General features: G+C 68.5%; 21 protein-coding genes and 3 pseudogenes. 16 read left to right on the top strand and 8 right to left on the bottom strand.

Translation table 11 applies throughout. The annotated features are described in order from the left end of the window. The first annotated feature begins 155 nt into the window (after window positions 1-155). Genes AC0KTM_RS20685 through AC0KTM_RS20665 form a run of 5 tightly spaced genes read left to right on the top strand, consistent with a single transcriptional unit; the run spans window position 156 to window position 3,887 of the window. A complete protein-coding gene (locus tag AC0KTM_RS20685; RefSeq protein ID WP_225328679.1) occupies window positions 156-701 on the top strand; it encodes a sigma-70 family RNA polymerase sigma factor in 546 nt (181 codons plus the stop codon). Window positions 702-731: 30 nt separating this feature from the next. After that, on the top strand, window positions 732-1,451 hold the full coding sequence (locus tag AC0KTM_RS20680) for an anti-sigma factor family protein (RefSeq protein ID WP_472416551.1): 720 nt from the start codon (window positions 732-734) through the stop codon (window positions 1,449-1,451). A 14-nt stretch (window positions 1,452-1,465) separates the two neighbouring features. Then, a complete protein-coding gene (locus AC0KTM_RS20675) occupies window positions 1,466-2,674 on the top strand; it encodes an FAD-dependent oxidoreductase (RefSeq protein ID WP_472416549.1) in 1,209 nt (402 codons plus the stop codon). Window positions 2,675-2,697: 23 nt separating this feature from the next. After that, on the top strand, window positions 2,698-3,264 hold the full coding sequence (locus AC0KTM_RS20670; protein WP_238957385.1) for a DUF4389 domain-containing protein: 567 nt from the start codon (window positions 2,698-2,700) through the stop codon (window positions 3,262-3,264). Next, window positions 3,261-3,887 (top strand): class I SAM-dependent methyltransferase, encoded by a 627-nt coding sequence (locus AC0KTM_RS20665; RefSeq protein ID WP_472416547.1) that lies wholly within the window; start codon window positions 3,261-3,263, stop codon window positions 3,885-3,887. The genes AC0KTM_RS20670 and AC0KTM_RS20665 overlap by 4 nt, the downstream gene beginning before the upstream one ends. Here the strand turns inward: AC0KTM_RS20665 and AC0KTM_RS20660 are convergent. Both AC0KTM_RS20660 and AC0KTM_RS20655 read right to left on the bottom strand, forming a co-directional pair. Then, window positions 3,874-6,389: pseudogene (locus tag AC0KTM_RS20660) on the bottom strand (FtsX-like permease family protein). The gene AC0KTM_RS20665 and the pseudogene AC0KTM_RS20660 sit on opposite strands and share 14 nt — an antisense overlap. Continuing rightward, window positions 6,386-7,080: pseudogene (locus AC0KTM_RS20655) on the bottom strand (ABC transporter ATP-binding protein). The pseudogenes AC0KTM_RS20660 and AC0KTM_RS20655 overlap by 4 nt, the downstream one beginning before the upstream one ends. Window positions 7,081-7,134: 54 nt before the next feature. Between AC0KTM_RS20655 and AC0KTM_RS20650 the strand changes: the two are divergent. From AC0KTM_RS20650 to AC0KTM_RS20630, 5 genes are read left to right on the top strand one after another with little or no spacing between them, the layout of a single operon-like run. Continuing rightward, window positions 7,135-8,913 carry a thiamine pyrophosphate-binding protein gene (locus tag AC0KTM_RS20650; protein ID WP_472416545.1) on the top strand — a complete coding sequence of 593 codons (1,779 nt, stop codon included), beginning with the start codon at window positions 7,135-7,137 and terminating at the stop codon, window positions 8,911-8,913. After that, window positions 8,894-9,541 carry an SRPBCC family protein gene (locus AC0KTM_RS20645; protein WP_472416543.1) on the top strand — a complete coding sequence of 216 codons (648 nt, stop codon included), beginning with the start codon at window positions 8,894-8,896 and terminating at the stop codon, window positions 9,539-9,541. Before AC0KTM_RS20650 ends, AC0KTM_RS20645 begins: the two co-directional genes overlap by 20 nt. Before the next feature lie 7 nt (window positions 9,542-9,548). After that, a complete protein-coding gene (locus tag AC0KTM_RS20640) occupies window positions 9,549-10,568 on the top strand; it encodes a 3-oxoacyl-ACP synthase III family protein (RefSeq protein WP_472416541.1) in 1,020 nt (339 codons plus the stop codon). Continuing rightward, a complete protein-coding gene (locus AC0KTM_RS20635) occupies window positions 10,568-11,632 on the top strand; it encodes a pyridoxal phosphate-dependent aminotransferase (protein WP_472416539.1) in 1,065 nt (354 codons plus the stop codon). Before AC0KTM_RS20640 ends, AC0KTM_RS20635 begins: the two co-directional genes overlap by 1 nt. Window positions 11,633-11,640: 8 nt before the next feature. Next, the gene (locus tag AC0KTM_RS20630) at window positions 11,641-12,147 is read left to right on the top strand and encodes a MarR family transcriptional regulator (protein WP_064942621.1); all 507 of its coding nucleotides are present in this window, start codon (window positions 11,641-11,643) and stop codon (window positions 12,145-12,147) included. 82 nt (window positions 12,148-12,229) lie between these two features. Here AC0KTM_RS20630 and mmsB read toward each other — a convergent pair whose 3' ends face one another. Genes mmsB through AC0KTM_RS20615 form a run of 3 tightly spaced genes read right to left on the bottom strand, consistent with a single transcriptional unit; the run spans window position 12,230 to window position 15,819 of the window. Beyond that, window positions 12,230-13,108 carry a 3-hydroxyisobutyrate dehydrogenase gene (gene mmsB, locus AC0KTM_RS20625; RefSeq protein WP_225328689.1) on the bottom strand — a complete coding sequence of 293 codons (879 nt, stop codon included), beginning with the start codon at window positions 13,106-13,108 and terminating at the stop codon, window positions 12,230-12,232. Between the two features lie 12 nt (window positions 13,109-13,120). Then, window positions 13,121-14,290: an acyl-CoA dehydrogenase family protein gene (locus AC0KTM_RS20620; RefSeq protein WP_472416537.1), complete on the bottom strand. Its 1,170-nt coding sequence runs from the start codon at window positions 14,288-14,290 to the stop codon at window positions 13,121-13,123. Window positions 14,291-14,298: 8 nt separating this feature from the next. Next, entirely contained in the window at window positions 14,299-15,819 is a 1,521-nt protein-coding gene (locus AC0KTM_RS20615) for a CoA-acylating methylmalonate-semialdehyde dehydrogenase (protein ID WP_472416535.1), read from the bottom strand. A 103-nt stretch (window positions 15,820-15,922) separates the two neighbouring features. Between AC0KTM_RS20615 and AC0KTM_RS20610 the strand changes: the two genes are divergently transcribed. Genes AC0KTM_RS20610 through AC0KTM_RS20585 form a run of 6 tightly spaced genes read left to right on the top strand, consistent with a single transcriptional unit; the run spans window position 15,923 to window position 20,382 of the window. Next, window positions 15,923-17,347 (top strand): NAD(P)/FAD-dependent oxidoreductase, encoded by a 1,425-nt coding sequence (locus AC0KTM_RS20610; RefSeq protein ID WP_472416533.1) that lies wholly within the window; start codon window positions 15,923-15,925, stop codon window positions 17,345-17,347. Between the two features lie 42 nt (window positions 17,348-17,389). Beyond that, on the top strand, window positions 17,390-17,941 hold the full coding sequence (locus tag AC0KTM_RS20605; protein ID WP_472416531.1) for an RNA polymerase sigma factor: 552 nt from the start codon (window positions 17,390-17,392) through the stop codon (window positions 17,939-17,941). Next, window positions 17,938-18,636 (top strand): Rieske (2Fe-2S) protein, encoded by a 699-nt coding sequence (locus AC0KTM_RS20600; protein WP_472416530.1) that lies wholly within the window; start codon window positions 17,938-17,940, stop codon window positions 18,634-18,636. The genes AC0KTM_RS20605 and AC0KTM_RS20600 overlap by 4 nt, the downstream gene beginning before the upstream one ends. A gap of 23 nt (window positions 18,637-18,659) precedes the next feature. Then, window positions 18,660-19,064 (top strand): cupredoxin domain-containing protein, encoded by a 405-nt coding sequence (locus tag AC0KTM_RS20595; RefSeq protein WP_472416528.1) that lies wholly within the window; start codon window positions 18,660-18,662, stop codon window positions 19,062-19,064. Continuing rightward, window positions 19,061-19,987, top strand: coding sequence for a metallophosphoesterase family protein (locus AC0KTM_RS20590; RefSeq protein WP_472416526.1), 927 nt, complete (start codon window positions 19,061-19,063; stop codon window positions 19,985-19,987). Before AC0KTM_RS20595 ends, AC0KTM_RS20590 begins: the two co-directional genes overlap by 4 nt. Further along, the gene (locus AC0KTM_RS20585; RefSeq protein WP_472416524.1) at window positions 19,984-20,382 is read left to right on the top strand and encodes a hypothetical protein; all 399 of its coding nucleotides are present in this window, start codon (window positions 19,984-19,986) and stop codon (window positions 20,380-20,382) included. Before AC0KTM_RS20590 ends, AC0KTM_RS20585 begins: the two co-directional genes overlap by 4 nt. On the opposite strand, the pseudogene AC0KTM_RS20580 reads toward AC0KTM_RS20585, so the two are convergent. From AC0KTM_RS20580 to AC0KTM_RS20570, 3 genes and pseudogenes are all read right to left on the bottom strand, one after another. Continuing rightward, window positions 20,303-21,093 (bottom strand): annotated as a pseudogene (locus tag AC0KTM_RS20580) (acyltransferase family protein). The gene AC0KTM_RS20585 and the pseudogene AC0KTM_RS20580 sit on opposite strands and share 80 nt — an antisense overlap. A gap of 58 nt (window positions 21,094-21,151) precedes the next feature. Further along, window positions 21,152-22,288: an acyltransferase family protein gene (locus AC0KTM_RS20575; protein ID WP_225328697.1), complete on the bottom strand. Its 1,137-nt coding sequence runs from the start codon at window positions 22,286-22,288 to the stop codon at window positions 21,152-21,154. Window positions 22,289-22,413: 125 nt separating this feature from the next. After that, the gene (locus AC0KTM_RS20570) at window positions 22,414-23,535 is read right to left on the bottom strand and encodes an acyltransferase family protein (RefSeq protein ID WP_472416522.1); all 1,122 of its coding nucleotides are present in this window, start codon (window positions 23,533-23,535) and stop codon (window positions 22,414-22,416) included. Window positions 23,536-23,652 lie beyond the last annotated feature (117 nt).

The raw sequence follows: 23,652 nt of genomic DNA, 5'->3' as shown, positions 1-23,652 counted from the left end.
CCTCGCCGCGATCGCAAGCGCGGCGAAGCCGGGCGCGGCGGGTCGCGGCCGTTGAACCTCGCCGCGATCGCAAGCGCGGCGAAGCCGGGCGCGGCGGGTCGCGGCCGTTGAACCCAGCGCCTGGTCGGCTCGTTTAGTCGGCAGGAGGTGATCGAGTGGCTCGTGTGGCTGGCATTCGGGGTGCGTCAGCGGCTGCCGAAGCCGCTCTGATGAAGGCGCTCTACGACGAACACGCCGCGGTTCTGTGGCGATACGCGCTGCGCCTGACGGGGGACACGAGCCAGTCCGAGGATGTGGTCCAGGAGACGCTGCTGCGGGCGTGGCAGCATCCCGAGGTCGTCGGGGACACCGAACGCTCGGCGCGGGCGTGGTTGTTCACCGTCGCCCGCAACATGATCATCGACGATCGGCGCAGCGCGCGGTTCCGCAACGTCGTCGGTTCGACCGACGTCTCGGGGGCGCCCGAACAGTCCACGCCGGACGAGGTCAACGCGGCGCTGGACCGGTTGCTGATCGCGGACGCGATGGCCCAGCTGTCCGCCGATCACCGCGCCGTGATCGAACGGTCCTACTACCGCGGTTGGACCACCACACAGATCGCTGCAGACCTCGGCATCGCCGAGGGAACGGTGAAGTCGCGACTACACTATGCGGTGCGGGCGTTGCGACTCACTCTGCAGGAACTTGGAGTTACCCGATGAGGGGCTCCGAATGCTTGAGGGGTGAAGGACATGGATGAAATGAACACGCCGGTGGCCGATATCGGCCCTCCCGAAGACCGCTACGCGATGTGGGATGCCGCATACGTGCTGGGATCGCTGTCGGCCGCGCAACGCCGCGAATTCGAGACGCACATGGCGCACTGCCCGGCCTGCCGGGCGGCGGTCGCCGACCTCAGTGGTGTGCCGGCCCTGCTGTCGCAACTGGACCGCGACGACGTGGCCGCGATCGACGAGTCCGGCCCGGCGCCGGAGATGTCCGAGGAGTTGCTGCCGTCGTTGCTGGCCGCGGTGCGGTGGCGCCGGCGCCGCACCCGGGTGGTGACCTGGGTGGCCTCCGCCGCCGCGGCCGCGCTGCTGGCGATCGGGGTGTTCGTCGGCCTGCAGGCGTGGTCGTCGACTCCGGCCCAGCAGGTGACCGTGTCGGCCCAGCCGATGGCGCAGGTGGGCACCTCGCTGCTGACCTCCAGCGTCCAGGTCAGCGGCCAGCACTGGGGGACGTCCATCACGCTGCGGTGCGTGTGCCTGGCCCCGCTGAACGCGCACCATGACACGTTGGCGATGGTCGTGGTGGGTCGCGACGGCAGCCAAACCCGGCTGGCGACATGGGTGGCCGTGCCCGGCCACACCGCGACGCCCGCGGGAGCGATCTCGACCCCGGTCGACCAGATCGCCGCCGTGCAAGTGGTCGCCGCCGACAGCGGCAAGGTGTTGTTGCAGCGTTCGCTGTAGAGATCGGAGCCAGCGTGTTCGGGCGTCCGCTTCGGGTGCTGGTGGTGGGCGCCGGCGTGGCCGGCATCTCCGTTGCCCGCGGCTTGATGAGGGACGGACATGACGTCACCGTCTTCGAGCGGCGGCCCGACGTGCGGGCGGCCGGCGGTGCGGTGACAATCTGGTCCAACGGCGAGACCGTACTCAACCAGCTGGGTGTCGACATGGACGGCGCCGGTCGGCTGCTGGCCACCGTGCGGGCCGTGACGTCACGGGGTCGCCCGCTCGCCACGCTCGACGTGACCGCGATGGTGCGGCGGCTGGGCGCGCCCGTGCGGATGGTTCCGCGCCGAGTATTGCTGGAACGCCTTCTCGACGGGTTTGACGCCGAGCGCATTCGGTGCGGCTCGCGGGTGATCGCGGTGAGCAGTACGGATGTCGGCGTCAGCGTGGAGTTCGGCGACGGCACGGTGGCGGATGCGGACGTGGTGATCGGTGCCGACGGTCTGCACTCGATGGTGCGCAATTACGTTGGCGCGCAAGACGCGAAGCCGACCGGCTGGTGCAGCTGGCAGGGCCTGGCCACTGCCCCGGAGATCGCGGATTCCGATGCCGCACTCATGATCATCGGTGCGCGCGGAAACCTCGGCCTGTGGCCCGCCGGCGGGTCGGAGGTGCAGTGGTGGTTCGACCTGCCGTGGTCGCATGACTTCGTCAGGCCGCCACGCCCGATCGAAATGATCCGCAGCGATTTCGCCGGATGGTCCGACTCGGTCGACCGGGTGCTCACGACATTGAGCGACGACGACTTGGCCGGCTCGCCGTTCCCGCATTTCCGCCATCCGATTCCGGGCCCGGGCCACGGCCCGGTGACGTTGCTCGGCGACGCCGCGCACGCGATGCCGCCCACCCTGGCGCAGGGGACCAACCAGGCGCTGCTCGACACGATGGTTTTATGCAAGGCGCTCAGGGATTTTCGCAGCGGGACCAACGGCGGCGCCGATGTCTCGGCGGCGCTGCGGTGGTATGAGAGGACCCGTCGGCGCAAAGTCATGGCCGTGTCCTGGGTGGCGTCGCTGCCGGTGTCGCATGGTGAGTTCGTGCTGCGACCGGCCGCGCTGATCTCCGACCGGCTGCAGGCCCGCGCGCTGACGACGTTTCTGCGCCTCACGAGTCACCGCCGGATGTCCGCTGAAATCAGCCGAAACTTGGGGGTAGCGGCGACGGTCCCGTCAAGCCCGTGAACAGCCCGGCCGATTCCGTAAGAGTGCGAGGCGATTTCGACGCGCCCTCCCGCTGGCTCTGGCTGGTGAAGTGGTGCGTGCTGGCCGTGCCGCACTACCCGATACTGATACTGCTCTACCTGACATATCCGTTCACGACGGTGGCCGCCGGCGTGGCCATCTTGTGCACCGGGCGATATCCACGGCCCCTCTTCGATTTCAACGTCGGCGTGCTGCGCTGGTCGTGGCGGGTGATGAACTACCGCTTCCCGATGAACAGCACCGACAGGTACCCGCCTTTCACGCTGGCGTCGCGGCCCGACTATCCCGGTGATCTCGCGGTCGACTATCCCGAGCGGCTGAAAAACGGGGCGGTGCTGGTGAAGTGGCTGCTCGCGATCCCTCAGATTCTGCTGTGCTGGTCGATGGAGGCCCCGCTGCAGGTGCTGTGTGTCGTCGCCGCGCTGACGCTGTTGTTCACCGGGACGATCCCGCAGGGCATGTTCGATCTGCTGATGGGCATGGTTCGCTGGCGATACCGGGTGGCGGTGTACGTGTCGTTGATGCGCGACGAATATCCGCCGTTCCGAATGGATTTGGGCGGACGATGACCCTCCGAAATGTGGTGTTCGCCTACGTGTACCGATTCGGCCAGCCGGTTTTCGACCGGCTCTTCTACCACCGGTACCGACGGGCGGCGCTGAGCAACGCGACCGGCCGGCTGTTGATGCTCGGACTGGGGCCGGGCACCGACTTGATGTTTCTGCCCGACACGGTGACGTCGGTCGCCGCCGTGGAACCCCAGGCGCCCTTCCGGCGGATGGCCGCCGGGCTCGCCGGGCGCCGCGGCATCGCGGTCGACCTCGTCGAGGGCAAGGGTGAGTCGATTCCCTTCCCGGACAATTCTTTCGATTCCGTCCACGTCGGGCTCGTGTTGTGCTCGGTCGACGATGTGGCCGCAACCCTCGGCGAGATCCGGCGGGTGCTGGTGCCCGGGGGCAGGCTCGTGGTCCTCGAGCACGTGCGCGGTGACGGCGCGACGGGCCGGCTCCAGGACCTGATCGCCAGGCCGTGGTCGTGGCTGGCCGGCGGTTGCGAGCCGAACCGGCGCACCCTCGAGGCCATCGCCGCGGCCGGATTCGACACCGCCGCGCTGCGCAGCATTCCGCGGACGCCGGTGCCGTTCCCGTGCAAACCCCATCTGCAGGGATACGCCACCATCACTCGACGCTGACCGCCTCGATGATGGACAGGCGCGCCGCGCGCCGCGCCGGTGGCACCGAGCCGAGCAGGCTGATCGCCAGCGCCCCGAGCGTGAAGGCAAGCGACAGCGGGCTCAGGTGAAAGCCGACTTCGAAATTCATGATGTCCCCGCTGATGCGGCTGAACAACCACTGGTCGGTCAGACCGAGCGCCAGCCCCAAAACGCCGCCGACGACGCCGATTCCGGCCGCCTCGGCCAGCACCATCCGCAACGCGAACCGCCTGCTGGATCCCATGGCGCGCAGCACGCCGATCTCGCGGCGTCGTTCGGTCACCGAGAGCGTCAGGGTGTTGAGCAGCGCGACTGCGGCCACCGCCACGACGATGACCCACACCGCGTTGGCGATGAACATGCTCTGATGCAGCGGGGCCTGCAGCCCCGCCAGCGCGGTGGGACCGTCGTACACGTGGTTGGGGGCCGGTGCCGCCTCGCGGACGCTGGCCAGCAGTCGCTGTCGATCCACCCCTGGGGCGGCGGCGATTTGCAGCGTCGTCGCCGCCGGGCGGTCGAACCAGGCCCGCATGTGATCGAGGTCGATTCCGACGGTGCCGATCACGGTCGAGAAGAACGGCACCAGGGCCAGCACGGCCACCGACCGCGGGCCGTGCGGCGTTTGCAGCCGCAGTTGCTCGCCGGCCCGGACGTGCAGGATGGTGCCCAGGTTCTGCGTGAGCACCACGCCGCGGCCGGCGAGCACCTCGGCGCGCACGCGTTCGTCGAGCGCACGGAAAAGCGCATCGTGGCTGCCGGTGGAAAACCCGTCGAGCAGGACGCGGGTGCCCCCGACGACGGCGAAGCCGAATGCGCCCTCGGTCACCCGTGCCACGCCGGGCGCAGCGGCGACCTTCGCGGAAAGCCCCTGTGGCAGAACGTCGGTGGGGTAGCTGTCGGGCGGGTCCGCGCTCACCCACACGTCGGTATCGGTGACCGGTGCAAAGATGTCCCGCGCGGATCGGATCATGTCGGCGTTCGTGCCCGTGATCACGATGGTGGTGAGCACCCCGATGAGCACGGTCATCACGGTCGCCCACACCCGGCGCGGCGCACGCTGGATCGTCGCCGCCGCCAGCGCCCCTGACGATCCGAACAGGCGCGCCGTCGCCGCCGCGGCTTTGACGAGGGGCGCGGTGAGCGCGAAGCCCAGGGCGATCTCGGCGCCCAACACCGCGGCCATCGCGACGACGGCGTAGCTGCCGCGCTGGCCGGTGACGACCAATGTCGAGGCCGCGAACACCGCTGCGGCGCCAAGCCCGCTCGCGATGCGCAGCCATCGGGGCACACTGTCGGCCGCCGAGGCCCCGACCGGCGCCAGCGCCTCGATCGGCGAGACCTTGTACACCTGCCGTGCCGCCATCGCCGAGGCCGCCACGCTGGTGAGCGCCGTCGCCGCGACCGCCAGCGGTATCGCATAGCCGGGCAGCCAATACTGCACGCGGGCTTCGAGACCTTGCGTCATCGCCGGGGGCAATCGGCCAATCGCGATGTGGCCCGCCACAATTCCCGTGCCGGACCCGATGGCTCCGCCGATCAGGCCGAAATCGCCGCCTCCGCCAGCATGTCGCCGACGATGGTGGCGCGCCGGCCGCCGATCGCGCGCAACATCGAGATGACCGGCCGGCGCGCGGTGATCGCCATCGTCATCGTGGTGTAGATCAAAAACGCGCCGACCACCAGTGCGACCGCGGCGCCCAGCAGGGCCATGTAGTTCATCAGCTTGACGCCGTCGCCGGCCCTGGCCGCCCGAAAGCTCGGGGCCGCGACGATCGCACGGCCATGCACGGCCGCGGTGACCGCGGAGCGGACGGCGCCGAGGTCAGCGCCCGGCTTCGTGGTGATCAGTATCGAGTCGAGTTGGCCGGTGCGGCCGGTGGCGTTCTGCGCCAAGGCAAGTGGCGCAAGCACGTAGTGCCCGCCATTGAGGTCCGCGTATCGCTTGCCCGCGAGCACGTCGGTGACCGTGACCGAGGCCGAACCCAGTTGAAACGCCTGGCCTTTCGCGTAGCCGACACGGGGACCGACCTGAACGCCGGACGGCGTCGAGGACAGCGCCTGCACGGGCCGGGCGACCACGTCTTTGAGGGCACCGCCCAAGGCGGCGGTGCTGGCGTCGGCGCCCAGCAGCAGCACCGGCCCCGACGGCGTGGACGCCGACGTCCGGATCATCGGCGCGGCGGTGGCGACGCCGGGTACGGCGGCCACGTCGGCCAGTATCGAGTCGGGGAATCCGGCGTCGGTGATGCCGGACACCTCGAGCGCGGCGACGCCGGCGATCCCGTCGGCCAGCCGGCCGACCGATCCGGTGATCGACCCGAAGATGCCGAAGATCGCCACCAAATACGTTGCCGAGACCGCCATTACGGCGATCGACGCGAGCGTGCGGCGCCGATGCACGGCCAGCTCACGCAGGCTGAACACGCGCAGCCTGCTCGCCGTAGCGGTGATCGTAAAGCCGCGCCGCGCCCCGGGTTTCACCCCGCGACCGCCATGACGTCCGAACCGACCCGACCGTCCTGCAGCGTGATCACCCGGTCGGTGGCCGCGGCCGCGTCGGCGTTGTGGGTCACCATCACGACTAGCCGGCCCCCACCGTCCTCGTGCGCCACCTCGGCCAGCAGCGCCAAAATGGACGCGCCCGTCGCCGAGTCCAGGTTTCCGGTCGGCTCGTCGGCGAGGATCAGCGGCGGATTCATCATCAAGGCGCGCGCCACCGCGACCCGCTGCATTTGGCCGCCGGACAGTTCCGCCGGCCGGTGCCGGGTTCGGTTGCCGAGCCCGACCCGGTCCAGCAGCCGGATGGCATCCGGCTTGGCCCGGCCCAGCCGGACTCCATCGAGCAGCTTGGGGATCGCCACGTTCTCCCAGGCCGACAGCGTCGGCAACAGGTTGAAGAACTGAAAGATGAAACCCACCCGCTGATGGCGGAACCGCGACTGCTGTTCGTCGCCGAGGCGGGCGATCTCCTCACCGTCGAAGCGATCGACCCGGAATCGGGGGAATCCAAAGCGCCGAGCAGGTGCAGCAACGTGCTCTTGCCCGCCCCGGAGGGCCCGACGACCGACACGAACTGCTCGTCCGCCAGCCGCAGGCTGACGCCGTCGAGTGCCCGCACCGTTTGACCGCCGACCCGGTACCGGCGCATCACGTTGCGAAGTTCGATGGTCATTCAGACATCACGATGACCGCCGGTGAACGGTTCATGTACCGGGCGTAGACGACGATGAACCGACCGGGGGGCTACCTCGTTTCTTCAGGCCTGCTTGGCAGGTGCCGGGTGGTCGACCACATCGTCGGGCACCTCGCGGCGATCGGAGTCGATCACATCTTCGGTGTGGACGGCGCCAACATCGAGGACGTGTACGACGCGGCGCACTTTTGCCCCGACATCGACGCGGTGCTGGCCAAGCACGAGTTCTCCGCGGCCACCATGGCCGACGGGTACAGCCGTAGCGGGGCCGGCGTGGGCGTGGTGGCCGCGACCTCGGGTGGGGGCGCGCTGAACCTCGTTGCGGGTCTGGGCGAGTCGCTGGCGAGCCGGGTTCCGGTGCTGGCGTTGGTCGGCCAGCCGGCCAGCACGATGGACGGCCGCGGCAGCTTCCAGGACACCAGCGGCGCAAACGGATCGCTGAACGCCGAGGCGTTGTTCTCGGCGGTGTCGGTGTTCTGCGAGCGGCTGCTCGCGCCGGGTGACATCGTCTCGCTGCTGCCCCGGGCCATCGCGGCGGCGCGTGCCGGGGGACCGGCGGTATTGTTGCTGCCCAAGGACATTCAGCAGGCGACTCTGGAATGCGGCCAGAACGGGAGGCCGGTCGATGCCCTGCGTCCCATCGGCAACCCGGACTCGATCGCCGAAATGCTGCGCGACGCCAGCGGCCCGGTGACCATCATCGTCGGCGAGCAGGTCGCCCGCGACGACGCCCGCGTCGAGCTCGAAGCCCTTCGCGCGGTGTTGCGGGCGCGGGTGGCCACCGTGCCCGACGCCAAAGACGTCGCCGGCACACCCGGTCTCGGATCGTCGTCCGCGCTCGGGGTGACCGGCGTCATGGGTCACCCGGGTGTGGCTGAAGCGGTGGCCGGCAGCGCCGTGTGCCTGGTCGTGGGCACGCGCCTGTCGGTCACCGCGCGCACCGGGCTGGACGACGCTCTGGCGGCGGTGCCGACGGTCTCGCTCGGGTCGGCGCCGCCGTATGTTCCATGCCCGCACGTGCACACCGACGACCTGCGCGGCTCGCTGCGCATGCTGATCCAGGCGCTGTCCGGTCCGGGACGGCCCGCCAAGGTGCGGGTGCCGGGCACGTTGCGGCGCACCGAATTGAAGCCCCCGCCCTTCTCCGGGCCGGGCGTGCGGTACCGCGACGCCATGGCGGTGCTGGACGATGTCGTGCCCGACGGGTCCGACATCGTGGTGGACGCCGGCAACACCGGCGCCGCGGCGATCCACTACCTCCCGGTGCGTTGCGGTGGTAGGTTCGCCGTCGCGCTCGGCATGGGCGGCATGGGCTACAGCTTCGGCGCCGGGATCGGAATGACGTTGGGGCGCGCCAACACTGGCCGGCCCGCCGGCCGCACCGTGGTGATCGCCGGCGACGGGGCGTTCTTCATGCACGGCATGGAGGTGCACACGGCCGTGCAGTACCGGCTACCGATGACGTTCGTGCTGTTCAACAACAACGCGCACGCCATGTGCGTGACCCGCGAGCAGCTGTTCTACGGCGACCTCTACAGCTACAACCGGTTTCGTCCCAGCCGGCTGGGCGCCGGTCTGGCGACCATGTTCCCGGGCCTGGCGGCGGTGGACGCCAGCGACGTCGACGGGTTCGCCGCGGCCATGGGCGCGGCGCTCGACATCGACGGTCCGGCCGTGGTCAGCGTCGAGTGCGCCGCCGACGAGATCCCGCCGTTCGCACCGTTTCTCACCGCCGCGCCCGCCAAAGGTGCCGCCGTGGACCAGATTTCACTTGCTAAGGAGAACCGCACCGATGTCGCTGCCAGCGCTTGAAGATATCCCCGACCTCATCGATGGGGTCACCCGCATCGAAACCAGCCCCAGGGAGAAGGCCACGCCGATCATCATGGACATGATGCGGTCGGTGTACCCGCACGACCAGGTCTTTGGGCAGTACTGCACCGTCAACGACTACGTCGACTGCCCACCCGACGAGTTGTACGAGTACATGGCCGACACCCGCAGCCTGGAGGAGTGGACGTACAGCCTGCGCGGGTTCACCCCCACCGACGAACCCGGATTATGGCTGGCGCACGACAGGCTCGGCTCGGAAACCGAGATCTACACGCGCACCGTCGTCAACGCGCAGGCGCGGACCGTGGACTATCACTGCGCCTGGGATCAGGGCAAGCATCTGTGGATGATCTACCTGATGCGTGTCGTCGACGCCCAGGCCGTCCTCGACAAGCCGGGATCGGTTGTGCTGTGGACGAATTGCCATCACCCGTTCTACGACCACAACCCGTACCCGGAGACCGCTCCGGCTGCCCGGCCCGTCTGGGTCGGCGACTTCTGGGACATGTTCGCCGCCGGCCACCTGCTGGAGTTGCGCAACCTCAAGGCGATCGCCGAGTACCGCCACCGCAACCGCCTGCCGGTGACGCCGCTATGGATGAGATGAGCAGACCATGGGTAAGCCGAGCGTCAGCCTGATCGACGTTTCCACGTATCTGCCGGGCGACCCGATCCCCGCCGACTACTACGCGCGATTCGCCGAATCCGACGACCTGCGCGACAACGTGATGTTCCGCGCCCCGAAGTTTCGCCATCACGTCGGCGCGGACGAGAGCTCCGTCGACATGATCGAACGTGCCGCCCACGGCCTGATCGAACGGCACGGCCACGACGTCGTCGAAGGCGCCGATGTGCTGATCACCCACACTCAGGTGCCCGACATGGCGTTCTACGGCCAAGGTGGCAGCATCGCGCATCGGCTGGGCATGCGGCCGTCCTGGGTGCTCGACCTGAACAACGGCGGCTGCGCCGCATTCGTGTTGGCGCTCAACGTGGCCCGTACCTTGTTGTCGGCCGGCGAGGGGCGCACCGCCCTCATCGCCATCGCACAGAACGCGGCCGGGCAATTCTTCGATCAACCGACCATCCGCCGCAAGGCGCAGTCGGCGGTCCCCGGCGACGGGGCCGCGGTGGGACTGGTCGCCCTGAGCGAACAGTCGCCCATCCTGGACGTCGAATGCCGCACCTACGGTGAGTATGCCGGCGAAATGACGCTGTCCTACGACCCGCCGCGCAAGTGGTGGCAGGCCGGCCCCGGCGAGGGCAGCATCGGTTTCACCGAGAGCAAGGTCACCAAGGTGCTGGCCCGCGGCAACCGGCAGGTTCCGGAAGTGGCGCTGGCGGTCTGCGACCGAATCGGGTTGGCCGCCAAGGACATCGACCTGCTGGTCACCAACCAGCCGAACAGGGTGTTTCTGCGCAATTGGCGTGACGCGCTCGAGTTGCCCCCGCAACGCCATCGGGACACCTTCGACGAGTGCGGCAACCTGTTCGGTGCGGGGATCCCGATCAATCTGGACCGCGCGATCGCCGACGGCCAGCTGGGCGCCGGGGACGTGGTCATGATGGCGGCCTTCGCGCATGCCGGCGACTTCGCCGGCGCCGCCGCGGTGCGCTGGGGCGGGCGAGGCTGATGCACGCCGCCCCGGCCGCGGTCGTTGGCCCGATCTGCGATGGTCTGCCCGACGCGGTGGATCCGTTCGCCTTGTCGCTCAACGAGAATCCGTTTCCACCGCTACCGGCGGTACGTTCGGCGTTGATTCGGTCGGTTTCCGCGGCGAACCGGTATCCGGAGTTCCTGCCGGAGCGGTTGCGCGGCTTGATCGCCGACCATATCGGCGTGCCCGCCGACCGGGTGGTGCTGGGCGCCGGGGCGACGGGCGTCGTGTTGCAAGCGCTGCAGGCGCTGACCGTGCCGGGCGACACGATCGTGATGGCGTCGCCGACGTTCGACGGTTATCCGATCGTCGCGCAACTGGCACGGCTGAACTCGTCGCTCGTTGCGCTGGACGCACACGGCCACAACGACCTCGACGCGCTGGCCGACGCGGCCGCCACCGCCCGCGCGGTGGTGGTGTGCCGGCCGCACAATCCGACCGGCACGCTGGAGCCCGCGGCCGCCGTTTTCCGGTTCCTCCGCCGGGTGCCGCGCGACACCGTCGTGCTGCTCGACGAGGCCTATATCGAGTTCACCGCTGCCGAGCACCGATTCGACGTCGCGGCATTGGTCACGCGTTTCCCCAACGTGGTGGTGGTGCGGACCTTTTCCAAGGCCTACGGCCTGGCGGGGCTGCGGATCGGTTATGCGGTGGCGTCCCGCGAGCTGGCGCCGACGCTGTGGACCCAGCAGGTGCCGTTCGGCATCGCCATCACCGGCTTGCTCGCGGTCGCGGCGTCGTACGATGCGGAAGGCGAACTGCTGCGGCGGATCCGGATGATCACCGCCGAACGCCGGTACCTCCGGATGCGCCTGAGCGCACTGGGGATATACACGCCCGACGCGCATGCGAATTTCATGTATCTGCCCTCCGAACCGGGTGGGCGGTATCCGCCGTGGCGCGAGGTTTTCGGCGACGATGCTCCCCGGGTGCGGTATTACCCGGACGGTGCGGCGCGGATCACCGTGGGCGGCCGGGCATCGACGACGGCGGTGCTGTCGGCGCTGGGAATGGCCACGCTCGGGCTCCAAGTGCGGTAAGAAGGGGCGTGGCCGACTCACGACCCGACAAACGTGATCCGATCGCCGCGGCGCGGGCCAACTGGGAGCGCGCCGGGTGGGGTGACGTGGCGCCGGGCATGGTCGCGGTGACGTCGGTGATGCGCGCGCACCAGATCCTGCTGGCCCGCGTGGAGACGGCGCTGCGGCCCTACGACCTGAGCTTCTCCCGGTACGAATTGCTGCGGCTGCTCGCGTTCAGCCGGTCCGGGGCGCTCCCCATCACCAAGGCCTCCGACCGCCTGCAGGTCCATGTCACCAGCGTGACCCACGCCATCCGCCGGCTGGAGGCCGACGGGCTGGTGCAGCGGGTTCCGCATCCCACCGACGGGCGCACCACGTTGGTGCAGATCACCGACCTGGGCCGCTCCACGGTCGAGGACGCCACCGTCACGCTCAACAAGCAGGTGTTCGCCGATCTCGGGATGTCCGACGCCGAGTCGCAGGACCTCGCGTCGTCCATCGAGACGCTGCGCCGCAACGCCGGCGACTTCTGAGCTCGTCTTCCAGCGCGCCGAACGTGGAGTTGTTGCGGCGAATCGGCTTATTTCCCACCACAAGTCGACGTTCGGCGCACCGTCAACGCAGCGTCTCGATGATCGCGCTGAAGTCCTTGTCGCCGTGATCGGCAGCGAATTTCGCATAGATCTCGGCGGCGTGGCGGCCCAGCGGGGCGGCCGAACCGGTGGAGGACACCGCGTCCATCGCCAGGTGAAGGTCCTTGTTCATCAGCGCGGTCGCAAACCCCGGCTTGAAGTCGTCGTTGGCCGGCGACGTCGGGACCGGGCCCGGCACAGGGCAATTGGTGTGCACGGCCCAGCAGTTCCCGGTCGCGCCGGTGATCACGTCGAACAGGGACTGCGCCGACAGCCCGAGCTTTTCGGCCAGGACGAACGCCTCGCCGATCGCGATCTGCTGCACCGCCAGCACCATGTTGTTGCACACCTTGGCGGCCTGCCCGGCCCCGGCCGCCCCGCAGTGGATGATCTTGCCCGCCATGGGTTCCAGCACCGGCCGCGCCCGTTGCAGGGCCGCCTCGTCACCGCCCACCATGAACGCCAGCGTCCCCGCGACCGCGCCCTTCACCCCGCCCGAGACGGGCGCGTCCAGCTGGGCAACACCGCGCGATTCCGCCAGCGCATGCACCTCGCGGGCATCGTCGACCGAGATCGTGGAGCTGTCGATGAACAGCGCACCGGGTCGCGCCGCGGGCAAAATCTCCGCGTAGCAGCGTTTCACCGACTCGCCGTTGGGCAGCATGGTGATGACGACGTCCGCCCCGGCCACCGCGTCACCGGCGCTGTCGAAGCCGGCGACGCCGGCCGCGGCCGCCGCCGACAGCGCGGCGGGCACCGGATCGAAGCCGCGCACCGCATGGTTGGCCGCAACGAGGTTCGACGCCATGGGCCCGCCCATGTGGCCCAACCCCAGGAAAGCCACGGTCAAGTGCTCGGTCATCTGAAGACCCTTCTATGCGGTTGCTGGAGAAGCTCTGAACCGTGCGGCTTCTGCCCGACCGATGACCACTCGCATGATTTCGTTGGTGCCTTCCAGGATTCGGTGCACCCGCAGGTCGCGCACGATCTTTTCCAGACCATACTCGCGCAGGTAGCCGTAGCCGCCGTGCAGCTGCAAAGCCTTGTCGGCGACCTCGAAGCAGGTGTCAGTGACGTAGCGCTTGGCCATCGCGCACAACTCGACCTTGTCGGGGTCGCCGGTGTCCAGCGCATTGGCCGCCCGCCACAACATCATTCGCGACGTCTCGAGGCCGGTCGCCATGTCGGCCAGGGTGAACCGGATGGTCGGTTCGTCGAGCAGGGACTTGCCGAACGCCTGCCGATCGCGAACATAGGCTCCGGCCTTGTCGGCGGCGGCCTGGGCGCCGCCGAGCGAACACGCGGCGATGTTGAGCCGGCCGCCGTTGAGGCCGTTCATCGCGATGCCGAATCCGGCGCCCTCGCCGTCTGCGCCGCCCAGCATCGCCTCGGCGGGCACCCGAACCCCCTCCAGGATCACCTGCGCGGTTGGCTGGGCGTGCCAGCCCATCTTCTCCTCCAGCGCACCGAAACTCAGCCCGGGAGTTCCCTTTTCGACGACGAACGCCGAGATGCCGCGCGGGCCCTCGCTGCCGGTCCTGGCCATCACCACGTAGACGTCCGACGCGCCCGCGCCCGAGATGAACTGTTTGACGCCGTCGAGCACATAGTCCGAGCCCTCCTTGACCGCACGGGTGCTCAACGCGCTGGCGTCCGAGCCGGCGCCCGGCTCGGTGAGGCAGTAGCTGGCGATGACGTCCATCGACGCCAGCCGCGGGACCCACTCCTTGCGCTGTTCGGCGGTGCCGAACGTGTCGATCATCCACGCGCACATGTTGTGGATCGACAGGAACGCGGCGGTGGTGGGGTCGGCGATGGCCAGCTGCTCGAAGATGCGGACCCCGTCGAGCCGGCGCAGCCCGCTGCCGCCGACGTCGTCGCGGCAGTAGATCGCGGCCATGCCGAGCTCGGCCGATTCGCGCAGCACGTCGGTCGGAAAGTGTTTGGCCGCATCCCATTCCAGGGCGTACGGGGCCAGGCGCTTGGCGGCGAACGCGGCCGCCGTCTCGGTGATCACCCGTTCGTCGTCGTCAAGGGTAAACATGCGCGACCCTAATCCATTGTGGGAATGACGAATTCGGCGCCGTCCTTGATGCCGGACGGCCACCGCGACGTCACCGTCTTGGTCTTGGTGTAGAAGAGGATCGACGACGGCCCGTGCTGGTTGAGGTCGCCGAAGCCGGAGCGCTTCCAGCCGCCGAAGGTGTGGTAGGCCACCGGCACCGGGATCGGCACGTTGACACCGACCATGCCGACCTGCACGCGGGAGACGAAGTCGCGGGCGGCGTCGCCGTCGCGGGTGAAGATGGCCACGCCGTTGCCGTACTCGTGCTCGGACGGCAGCCGCAGGGCCTCCTCGTAGTCGTGGGCGCGCACGATGCACAGCACCGGCCCGAAGATCTCGTCGGTGTAGATCGACATGTCCGGGGTGACGTGGTCGAACAGCGTCGGCCCGATGAAGAACCCGCCCTCGAGGTTGGCGTCACCGAAAGTCAGGTCGTCGCTGGCGCGTTCGCGACCGTCGATGACCAGTTCGGCGCCCGCGTCGACACCCTGGCCGATGTAGTCGCGCACCCGCGCCACCGCGGCCTCGGTCACCAGCGGGCCGTAGTCGGCCTTGGGGTCCAGGCTGTGGCCCACGCGCAGGTTGTTGATCCGCTCGATGAGGCGGGCCCGCAGCCGGTCCGCAGTCTGCTCGCCGACCGGGACCGCGACGCTGATCGCCATGCAGCGCTCGCCGGCGCTGCCGTACCCGGCGCCGATCAGCGCGTCGACGGCCTGGTCCAGGTCGGCATCGGGCATCACGATCATGTGGTTCTTGGCGCCGCCGAAGCACTGCGAGCGCTTACCGGTGGCCGCGGCCCCGGCGTAGATGTACTGGGCGATGTCGGAGCTGCCGACGAACCCGACCGCCTGGATGTCGGGGTGGTTCAGGATCGCGTCGACGGCCTCCTTGTCGCCGTGCACGACCTGGAACACGCCCGGCGGCAGGCCCGCCTCGACGAAGAGTTCGGCGAGGCGCACCGGCACCGACGGGTCGCGCTCGCTGGGCTTGAGCACGAACGCGTTGCCGCAGGCCAGCGCCGGGCCGGCCTTCCACAGCGGGATCATGGCCGGGAAGTTGAACGGGGTGATGCCCGCGACCACGCCGAGCGGCTGGCGCAGCGAGTAGACGTCGATGCCCGGTCCGGCGCCCTCGCTGTACTCGCCCTTGAGCAGGTGCGGGATGCCGATGGAGAACTCGATGACCTCGATGCCGCGCTGGATGTCGCCCTTGGCGTCGGCCAGGGTCTTGCCGTGCTCGCGCGACAGCAGCTCGGCCAGCTCGTCGTTGTGTTTGTTGATCAGCTCGATGAATCGCATCATCACCCGCGCGCGGCGCTGCGGATTCGTTGCGGCCCAACCTTTTTGGGCCTCGAGAGCCGAGGCCACCGCGGCGTCGATGTCGGCCTGGCCGGCCATCGGCACCTGCGCCTGGACGCCCCCGGTGCTGGGGTCGAAGACGTCGGCGGTGCGGCCGGACTGGCCGGCGGTGCGCCGACCGTCGATGAAGTGGGGAATCTGTGTGGTCATGGGGCCCTCGGATGTGTTTGACGCGCTTAAGCGGATACTTGCATATCCTAGTAACCCGGTTCGGGCCTTGGCAAGGCGGGTGGCGGGCTAGCCTGACAGCGGTATGCACACCATCGAGGCCGACTACCTGGTGGTCGGGGCGGGCGCCATGGCCATGGCGTTCATCGACGCGCTGGTCACCGAGGCCTCAGCGGCGGAGGCCCGCGTCGTGGTGGTGGACCGCAACCACGCGCCCGGCGGGCACTGGACCATGGCCTACCCGTTCGTGCGGCTGCACCAGCCCTCGGCGTTCTACGGCGTCAACTCGCTGCCGCTGGGCGCCGACACCATCGACCAAGTTGGTTGGAACCAGGGCCTTTACGAACTGGCGACCGCCGGCGAGATCTGCGCCTACTACGACCACATCATGCGAGGGCGGCTGCTGCCGACCGGGCGGGTCAGCTACTTCCCGATGAGCGAATACCTCGGGGACGGCCGGTTCCGCACGCTCGCCGGCGCCGGCTACACCGTCCGGGTGGCGCGCCGCATCGTCGACGCCACGTACATGCGGGTCACCGTCCCCGCGATGCGCCCGCCGCCCTATCGGGTCGCACCCGGCGTCGACTGCGTCCCGCCCGGCGACCTGCCCCGGCGCGGCGCCTACGAGCGCTACGTCATCGTCGGGGCGGGCAAGACCGGCATCGACACCTGCCTATGGCTACTGGGCCACGGCGTCGAGCCCGACCGGCTCACCTGGATCATGCCCCGCGATTCCTGGCTGTTGGACCGCGAGACCATGCAGCCCGGTGCGTCGTTCGCCGAGAAGATCAAGGCCAGCTTCACCGCGCAGCTGCGCGCCATCAACGACGCCGCGTCGGTGCCGGATCTGTTCGCCCGCCTCGAGGAGGCCGGCGTGCTGCTGCGGATCGATCCGGCGATCCGTCCCGCGATGTACCGCTGCGCCACCGTCACCCGGCTCGAACTCGAGCAGCTGCGACGGATCACCGACGTGGTGCGCATGGGCCACCTGCTGTCCATCGAGGCCGACAAGATGGTCCTCGACCGGGGCGCCGTGGCGGTCAGCGGCCGCGAGCTCTACCTCGACTGCACCGCCGACGGCGCCGAAAAGCGGACCGCCACACCAATTTTCGATCCCGGTCGCATCACCCTGCAAAGCGTGCGCGGCTGCCAACAGATCTTCAGCGCCGCGCTGATCGCTCACGTCGAGGCCGCGTACCGCGACGACTCGCTGAAAAACGAGCTCTGCGTGCCCCTGCCGCATCCGGACACCGACGTCGACTGGTTACGGCTGGCCTTGGCCGATTACAGCAACCAGCTGCGCTGGTTCGACGACCCGGACCTGATGTCGTGGTTGTCGACAGCGCGTCTCGACCTCTTCGGTCACCTGATCGGCCACCTGCTGCCGTCGGCGTCGGCGAAGCCGCGGGTCCGCGAGCGGATCCTGGGCATCGCCAAATCCGTCTTTTCCGCCACCGCCACCAAGCTCGACCAGTTGATGGCCACCGAAGCCGCGCTGGCCGCGCGCTGACCCGTGTAACCCGAGCCGGTATTTATCGGGTGAAGGAGGCATGTGGCGGCAAGAAACGAGCCCGTCGGGCCGCGACCCCTGCGCGCGGTACCCGGCCGTGGCCATGAGGCCGGCTACCCGGACTGGGAAGCCGTGTACTCCGACAACGTCGGGTGGGTGTACCGCACGCTGTTCGCGCGCGTCGGCAACCGGACCGACGCCGAAGACCTCACCGCCGAGGTGTTCCTCGCCGCGCTGCGTCCGCTGCGCCTGACCGTGAGCGTGGCCGAAATTCGCGCCTACCTGCGGACCACGGCCAGGACGGTCCTGGCCGCACACTGGCGCGAGACCCTGGGACGGGAGATAACCTCGATCGAGGACATCGAACAACCAGCCGACAGCGAGGAGGCGATCAGCACCGCGCCGCAGCGCGTGGCCCGCGTCCTGGACAGCCTGCCGGAACGCTATCGCCAGATATTGGAATCGCGCTTTCTGCACGGCAATTCGATCAAGGAGTCCGCCGCGGAACTCGGAATCAGCGTGCCCAACGCCAAAGTGCTCCAGCACCGCGCCCTGCGGCTGGCGGCGCAGGTCAACGACGGGGGCAAGCAATGAATGCGCGAGGCCTGCGACGCTATGTCGACGATCTGTTGCGGGGGCGCCGGCCCAGGCCGTTCGCGCCCGACGACTTCGAGGCGGCGCAGCTCCGCACGGCCATCGAGCTGCGGGCCGCCCGCGGCGGGGACGACGCGCCCCGCCCCGAATTCCTCTCCGATCTGCACCGCCGCATCGGCGAGCAGATGTCAGGCACGCCAACGGAAACGACGCCCGGGCGGGCCAGCACGCGCCGCCAGGTCATCGTCGGAACCTCGGCCGCGGCCACGGCCGCGGTTGCGGCGGTTTCCCTCGATCGCGCCGTGACCGCCTCCCGACACGGGCAACCGCGTGCCCCGGATAGCGCGGCCGGTCAACTCACCCCCAACGACGGAAGCTGGCAGCGCGTCGCGGCGAGCTCGGACGTGCCCGACGGGGTCATGCACGCCTTCGATCTGGGTTCGGTGACCGGATTCGTCCGGCGCATCGACGGCAAGGTGCAAGCGATCTCGGGGGTGTGCACCCATCAAGGGTGCAAGCTGTGGTTCGACGCGCCGGATGACACGTTGCGCTGCCCCTGCCACACCACGTCTTTCTCGCCCAGCGGTCAGGTGCTCACCCACCAGTTGCCGATCGCGCCAAAGCCGTTGCCCGAGCTGATGGTTCGTGAGGTCGACGGGGTGATCGAGGTGTTCGCCCCGGTGCGCCCGGCCTGATGGTGTAACCCGCCGCCCTATCTGTGGGCATGGATATCGCCATGCCTCGAAGGCTTTGGGTGGCCGCGCTGGCCGCGGGTGTGCTGTTGTCTGCCGGTTGTGGCCGGTCGCGGCCCGCGGCGACCATCCCCGCGCCCACCACCGAGATGTCGATCACCGCGCCGCTGCCGCCCGCGGGTGCCAACCAGGTCACGATCGACGGCTTCGCATTCGCACCGCCCACCCTGACGGTGCCCGTCGGGACCACCGTCACGTGGACCAACCGCGACGAGGAACCCCATACGGTGGCCGCCAGTGACGGCTCGTTTCACTCACCCGGCATGGGAACGGGAGCCACCTTCACCCATACCTTCTCCGCTCCTGGGACTTTCGATTATGTCTGCTCGATTCACCCGATGATGCGCGGCACCGTGGTAGTGACGGCATGACCCGCGAGGATGCCATGACCCGGCGCCAGCTGCTGCGGCATACGGCGTGGTTCGGGGCGGCGGTCGGGTTGACCGTGGCCGGGGGCGAGGTCATCTCGCACGTCGCCGGGGAAGCGGCAGCTGTGCGCCCGCACATCCAGCCCACACTGCGCTTCGCTCAAATCAGCGACAGCCATCTCGGTTTCACCGGTGCGCCCAATCCGGGCGTCGCCGCTACCTTCAGCGAAGCGATCGACAAGGTCAACAACCTCGGCTACACACCGGATTTCGTCATCCACACCGGCGACCTCACGCACCTTTCCAGCCCCGAACAGTTCGACCAGGCCAAGCAGATGATGAGTGACCTGAGGACGCCGCACGTGTTCACCGTCCCCGGCGAGCACGACTCCGTCGACGACGCGGGACAGAAGTACCGAAACGCCTTCGGCGCGGGCACGGTTGGTGACGGTTGGTACAGCCTCGACGTCGCCGGTGTGCACTTGATCGCGCTGGTCAACACGTTGAACCTGCGCAAGCTCGGTCATCTGGGGGTGGATCAGTTGGAGTTCGTCAAGAAGGACGTCGCCCGTCTCTCGAGTGATACTCCGATCATCGTGTTCAGCCACGTCCCCCTGTTCGCGATGTACCCGCAATGGGGCTGGGGCACCGACGATGCCGTCCAGGCGCTGAGTTACCTTCGCCGGTTCGCCTCCGTCACGTGCCTCAACGGCCATGTCCACCAGCTGTTTTCCAAAACGGAAGACAATGTGACTTTTCACAGCGGGACGACCACCGCCTACCCGCTGCCGCGCCCCGGTGACGGACCGGCGCCCAAGCCGGTGACGCTGCCGGCCGGCAAGCTGCGACACGCGTTGGGGATCCGCGAGGTCAGCTACGCCAGGGGGGAGACCGCTCTGGCACTGAAAGAGCGGACGTTGCAGTGATCGGCCTCATTGTCCGCCTCGCCCTCGCCGCATCGTTGGCCATCAGCGCCGGCGCCCACGCCTACCTGTATGTCCATGGCTACCAACACATTCCGACCATCGGCGCCGGATTCCTGATGCAGGCCACTGTCTCGTCGGCGCTCGCCCTGCTGATTGCGGCCGGCGGTCCCGGGTGGCTGCGCTGGGCCGGTGCCGCAATGGCCGCCGGATCCCTGGTCGCCTTCGCGCTGTCGCGGACCGTGGGGCTTTGCGGCTTCGCCGAAACGGGCTGGGAGCCGTCGCCTTACGCGGCGATCAGCACCGTCGCTGAGCTGTTCACCCTGGCGCTGTGGTGGACGGACCGTCGCCTCCGGCTTCGGCGGAGACCGACCACTTCTCTTTCAGCCGGCGCTTGAGTGCCATCGACGGCTTTTCGATGAGGAACCAGCTTGCCGCGGCCAGCGGCAGCGTGGCCACCGCGGCGACGACGAACAGCACCATCGGCTGCAGACGTGCGAGCCCGCACACGGCCAGCAGCTGCTGGGTCGGGAACGCGTAGATGTAGACGCCGTAGGACAAGTCGGTGCGCAGCACCAGGCGGCGGTCCTTGAGCAGGGAGCCGGACGCGATGATCGCGTAGGCCAGCGGGAGAGCGGCGACCAGGGACCACAGCGAACCGTTCCAGAGCCCGGAATGTGGTACACCCCTTGGTGTTCCGCCGATATCGAGATGGACGTAAGCCACCCCGATGTTTTTCAGGACGTATTCGAGCGGCGCGCCGGAAGACACGAGCTTGCTCACCGAACCGCCCTGGATCGCCACGCTGAGCGGGGCGAAGACGAACGCCGTCATGATCAGGCAGACGTAGTAGCCGGGCAGGATGCGCAGGGCGCGGGCGGTCAGGTAGTCACGTATGTGCGGGTCGTCGAGCCAACTCCTGGTGATGAGGAATCCCGAGATCGCGAAGAACCCGTTTACCCCTATCGAGAAGAGAAGTTGCAGTGTCGCTGCGGGCGGCAAGCGATCCGTGACGGGCAGCAGTGCCAGAGCATCACCTCGGCAGCCAGCAGCAGCCGCCACGCATTCAGCGCGTTACATCGCGCATCGAATACTTGCCCGAGGGTCATTGGCCTCCGCCTATCGTTTCACCCCGCGGCATCGAACGGGATACCGATCGCTATCGGGTCAGGCGTTGCCCGGGGCCTCCGGAGCCGGCCCCTCGGCCATGACATCGGCCGTGCTGACGGGGAGGGCTTCGTCGGCGCTGGACGCGACCGGGGCGGACCACTTGCGCCGAAGGCGCCGTTTCAGGGACATCGAGGGCTTCTCGATGAGGAACCAGCTCGCCGCGGCCAGCGGCAGCGTGGCCACCACCGAGACGACAAAGAACAGAGGCGGATACAAACGCGTCGCGAGACCACAGACGGCCAGCAATTGCTGGGTCGGGAATGCGTAGATATAGACGCCGTAGGACAGGTCGGTGCGCAGCCTCAACCGTTCGCTCTTGAGCAAGGAGCCCGAGACGACGACGGCGTAGGCGAGCGGCAGGGCGCCGACCACCCGGTAGTCGGGCAAGAACCCGGCCGCCGCCACGATGACGACGCAGACCGCGACGAGCGACCATCGGGCGGGGATCACGTCTCGCCATTGGTACATGACGGCTCCGGCCGAAAACATGATGGCCGCGCGCACGGCAAGCTGCGGAATGGTCCATATCCCGGGAAATGTCAGGGGCGGCAAGACCAACGCTCCCAGTGTCGCCACCGCCAAAACCGCCGGCGATACCCAGCGACGATTGCCCAGTCCCGCCAGGCCGATAGCGGCAACGAACAAGTAGCACAGCAATTCCCAGACCAACGACCACATCGAGCCGTTCCAGGTATTTCCACCAGGTAGATCGTGCAGTGTTCCGTCGATCGTCGGCTGCAGGTAGGCGATCGCACTGTTTTTCAGGACGTACTCGAGCGGCGCGGCGGACCCCAGCAGCTTGGCGGCCGACCCGCCTTGAATCGCCATACTGAGCGGGGCGAAAACGAACGCGGTCACGATCAGGCAGACATAGAAACCGGGCAGAATGCGAAGGGCGCGGGCGGTGAGGTAGTCACGCAGGCGCGGGTCGGTGAGCCAACTCCGGGTGATCAGGAAGCCGGAGATCGCGAAAAACCCGTCCACACCCACCGAGAAGAAAAGCTGCAGAGTCGACTTCGGGGGCATGTGTCCCGTGATCGGCCACGAATGAAACAGCATCACCTCGGCCGCCAGCGCCAGCCGAAGCGCGTTGAGCGCGTTCCTTCGCGGATCGAATACCTGTCCGAGCTTCATCTGCCTCCGGCCCTCGTTACGCCACGCGCCACGGCGCCATCGTATCGGCCAGAGGTCGGTGGTCGGTGACAACCGGTAAAGCCGGTGGAGCCGTCACGTGAGTCCGTGGGCTGTAGCGACCGAACTCACGCGGCGCCCGTGGCCTCCGGCGGCAGCACCATCGCTGCTTCGGGGGCACCCGCAGCTTTTCGTTTGAGCCGCGCCTTCAGCGACCTCGCCGGCTTTTCGACGAGGAACCAGCTCGCCGCGGCCAGCGGCAGGGTCGCCGCCGCCACGGCGAGACAGAACACGACCGGATTGAGGCTGAGCAAGCCGAGGACGGCCAAAAGCTGTTGCGTCGGGTACGCATAGATGTACATGCCGTAGGACACGTCCGTGCGTAATCTCAAGCGCTTGTGGTGCAGCAGGGAGCCGGAGACGACGACGGCGTACGCCAGGGGGACGGCGGCGACCACCCGGTAATCCGGCAGCTGTCCGGCCAGCAGCACGATGACCACGCTCACCGCGACCAGCGACCACCGCGCGGGAATGACATCGCGCCATTGATACAGCAGCGCTCCCGCCGCGAACATGATCGCGGCGCGGCACGCCAGGAAGATGATGACGGCTCCCACGTTGCCGGTCGGCCGATTGAACACCTCGGGGAAGGTGACGGGCGGCATCATCGACGCCCCGATCGCCGCCACCACCAGAATCGTCGGGGAAACCCACCGGCGGTTGGCGAGTCCGGCCACACCGATGAGGGCAACGACCAGATAGCACATCACTTCCCAGAACAACGACCACAGCGAGGCGTTCCAGATACCCGCGTTGGGAATGTCGTGCGGGGTGCCGCCGACGTCGGGCTTGAGCCACATCACCGCGATGTTCTTCAGGACGTATTCGAACGGGGCGAACGAGAACAGCAGCCTGGCCGCCGATCCGCCCTGGATCGCCACGCTCAGCGGGGCGAAGACGAACGCGGTCACGATCATGCAGACGTAGAAGCCGGGCAGGATGCGAAGGGCGCGGGCGGCCAGGTACGCGCGCAGCCGCGGGTTACTGATCCAGCTTGCCGTGATGAGAAAGCCCGAGATCGCGAAGAACCCGTCCACGCCGACGCAGAGCAGCAGCTGCAGAACGGCCCGCACCGAAGGGAGATGACCCCGGATCGGGTAGGTGTGCCAAAAGATGACCTCGCCCGCGAGCGCCAACCGCCACGCGTTGAGCGCATTGCTTCGCGGATCGAACACCTGCCCAAGCTTCATCGGCGGCTCCCGCCAATCAAACAGGGCGTCCTCGGCATCATCGGCGCAATCCTAGCGCCACGGAACGCCGAACATTGCCGCTTTACGGCACCGGTCCAATTCGGCGGACGCAATGGA

Source organism: Mycobacterium sp. NTMscope_Eco_3, assembly GCF_976985685.1.
Note: the sequence above shows the minus strand (reverse complement) of the source record. Positions and strands in the feature narration are given on the sequence as shown.

Coding starts and splice junctions, on each gene's coding strand:
- AC0KTM_RS20680 (WP_472416551.1), top strand. CDS start 732: ATGGATGAAATGAACACGCCGGTGGCCGATATCGGCCCTCCCGAAGAC.
- AC0KTM_RS20665 (WP_472416547.1), top strand. CDS start 3,261: ATGACCCTCCGAAATGTGGTGTTCGCCTACGTGTACCGATTCGGCCAG.
- AC0KTM_RS20650 (WP_472416545.1), top strand. CDS start 7,135: ATGAACCGACCGGGGGGCTACCTCGTTTCTTCAGGCCTGCTTGGCAGG.
- AC0KTM_RS20645 (WP_472416543.1), top strand. CDS start 8,894: ATGTCGCTGCCAGCGCTTGAAGATATCCCCGACCTCATCGATGGGGTC.
- AC0KTM_RS20640 (WP_472416541.1), top strand. CDS start 9,549: ATGGGTAAGCCGAGCGTCAGCCTGATCGACGTTTCCACGTATCTGCCG.
- AC0KTM_RS20635 (WP_472416539.1), top strand. CDS start 10,568: ATGCACGCCGCCCCGGCCGCGGTCGTTGGCCCGATCTGCGATGGTCTG.
- mmsB (WP_225328689.1), bottom strand. CDS start 13,108: ATGACCGAGCACTTGACCGTGGCTTTCCTGGGGTTGGGCCACATGGGC.
- AC0KTM_RS20620 (WP_472416537.1), bottom strand. CDS start 14,290: ATGTTTACCCTTGACGACGACGAACGGGTGATCACCGAGACGGCGGCC.
- AC0KTM_RS20615 (WP_472416535.1), bottom strand. CDS start 15,819: ATGACCACACAGATTCCCCACTTCATCGACGGTCGGCGCACCGCCGGC.
- AC0KTM_RS20610 (WP_472416533.1), top strand. CDS start 15,923: ATGCACACCATCGAGGCCGACTACCTGGTGGTCGGGGCGGGCGCCATG.
- AC0KTM_RS20600 (WP_472416530.1), top strand. CDS start 17,938: ATGAATGCGCGAGGCCTGCGACGCTATGTCGACGATCTGTTGCGGGGG.
- AC0KTM_RS20590 (WP_472416526.1), top strand. CDS start 19,061: ATGACCCGCGAGGATGCCATGACCCGGCGCCAGCTGCTGCGGCATACG.
- AC0KTM_RS20575 (WP_225328697.1), bottom strand. CDS start 22,288: ATGAAGCTCGGACAGGTATTCGATCCGCGAAGGAACGCGCTCAACGCG.
- AC0KTM_RS20570 (WP_472416522.1), bottom strand. CDS start 23,535: ATGAAGCTTGGGCAGGTGTTCGATCCGCGAAGCAATGCGCTCAACGCG.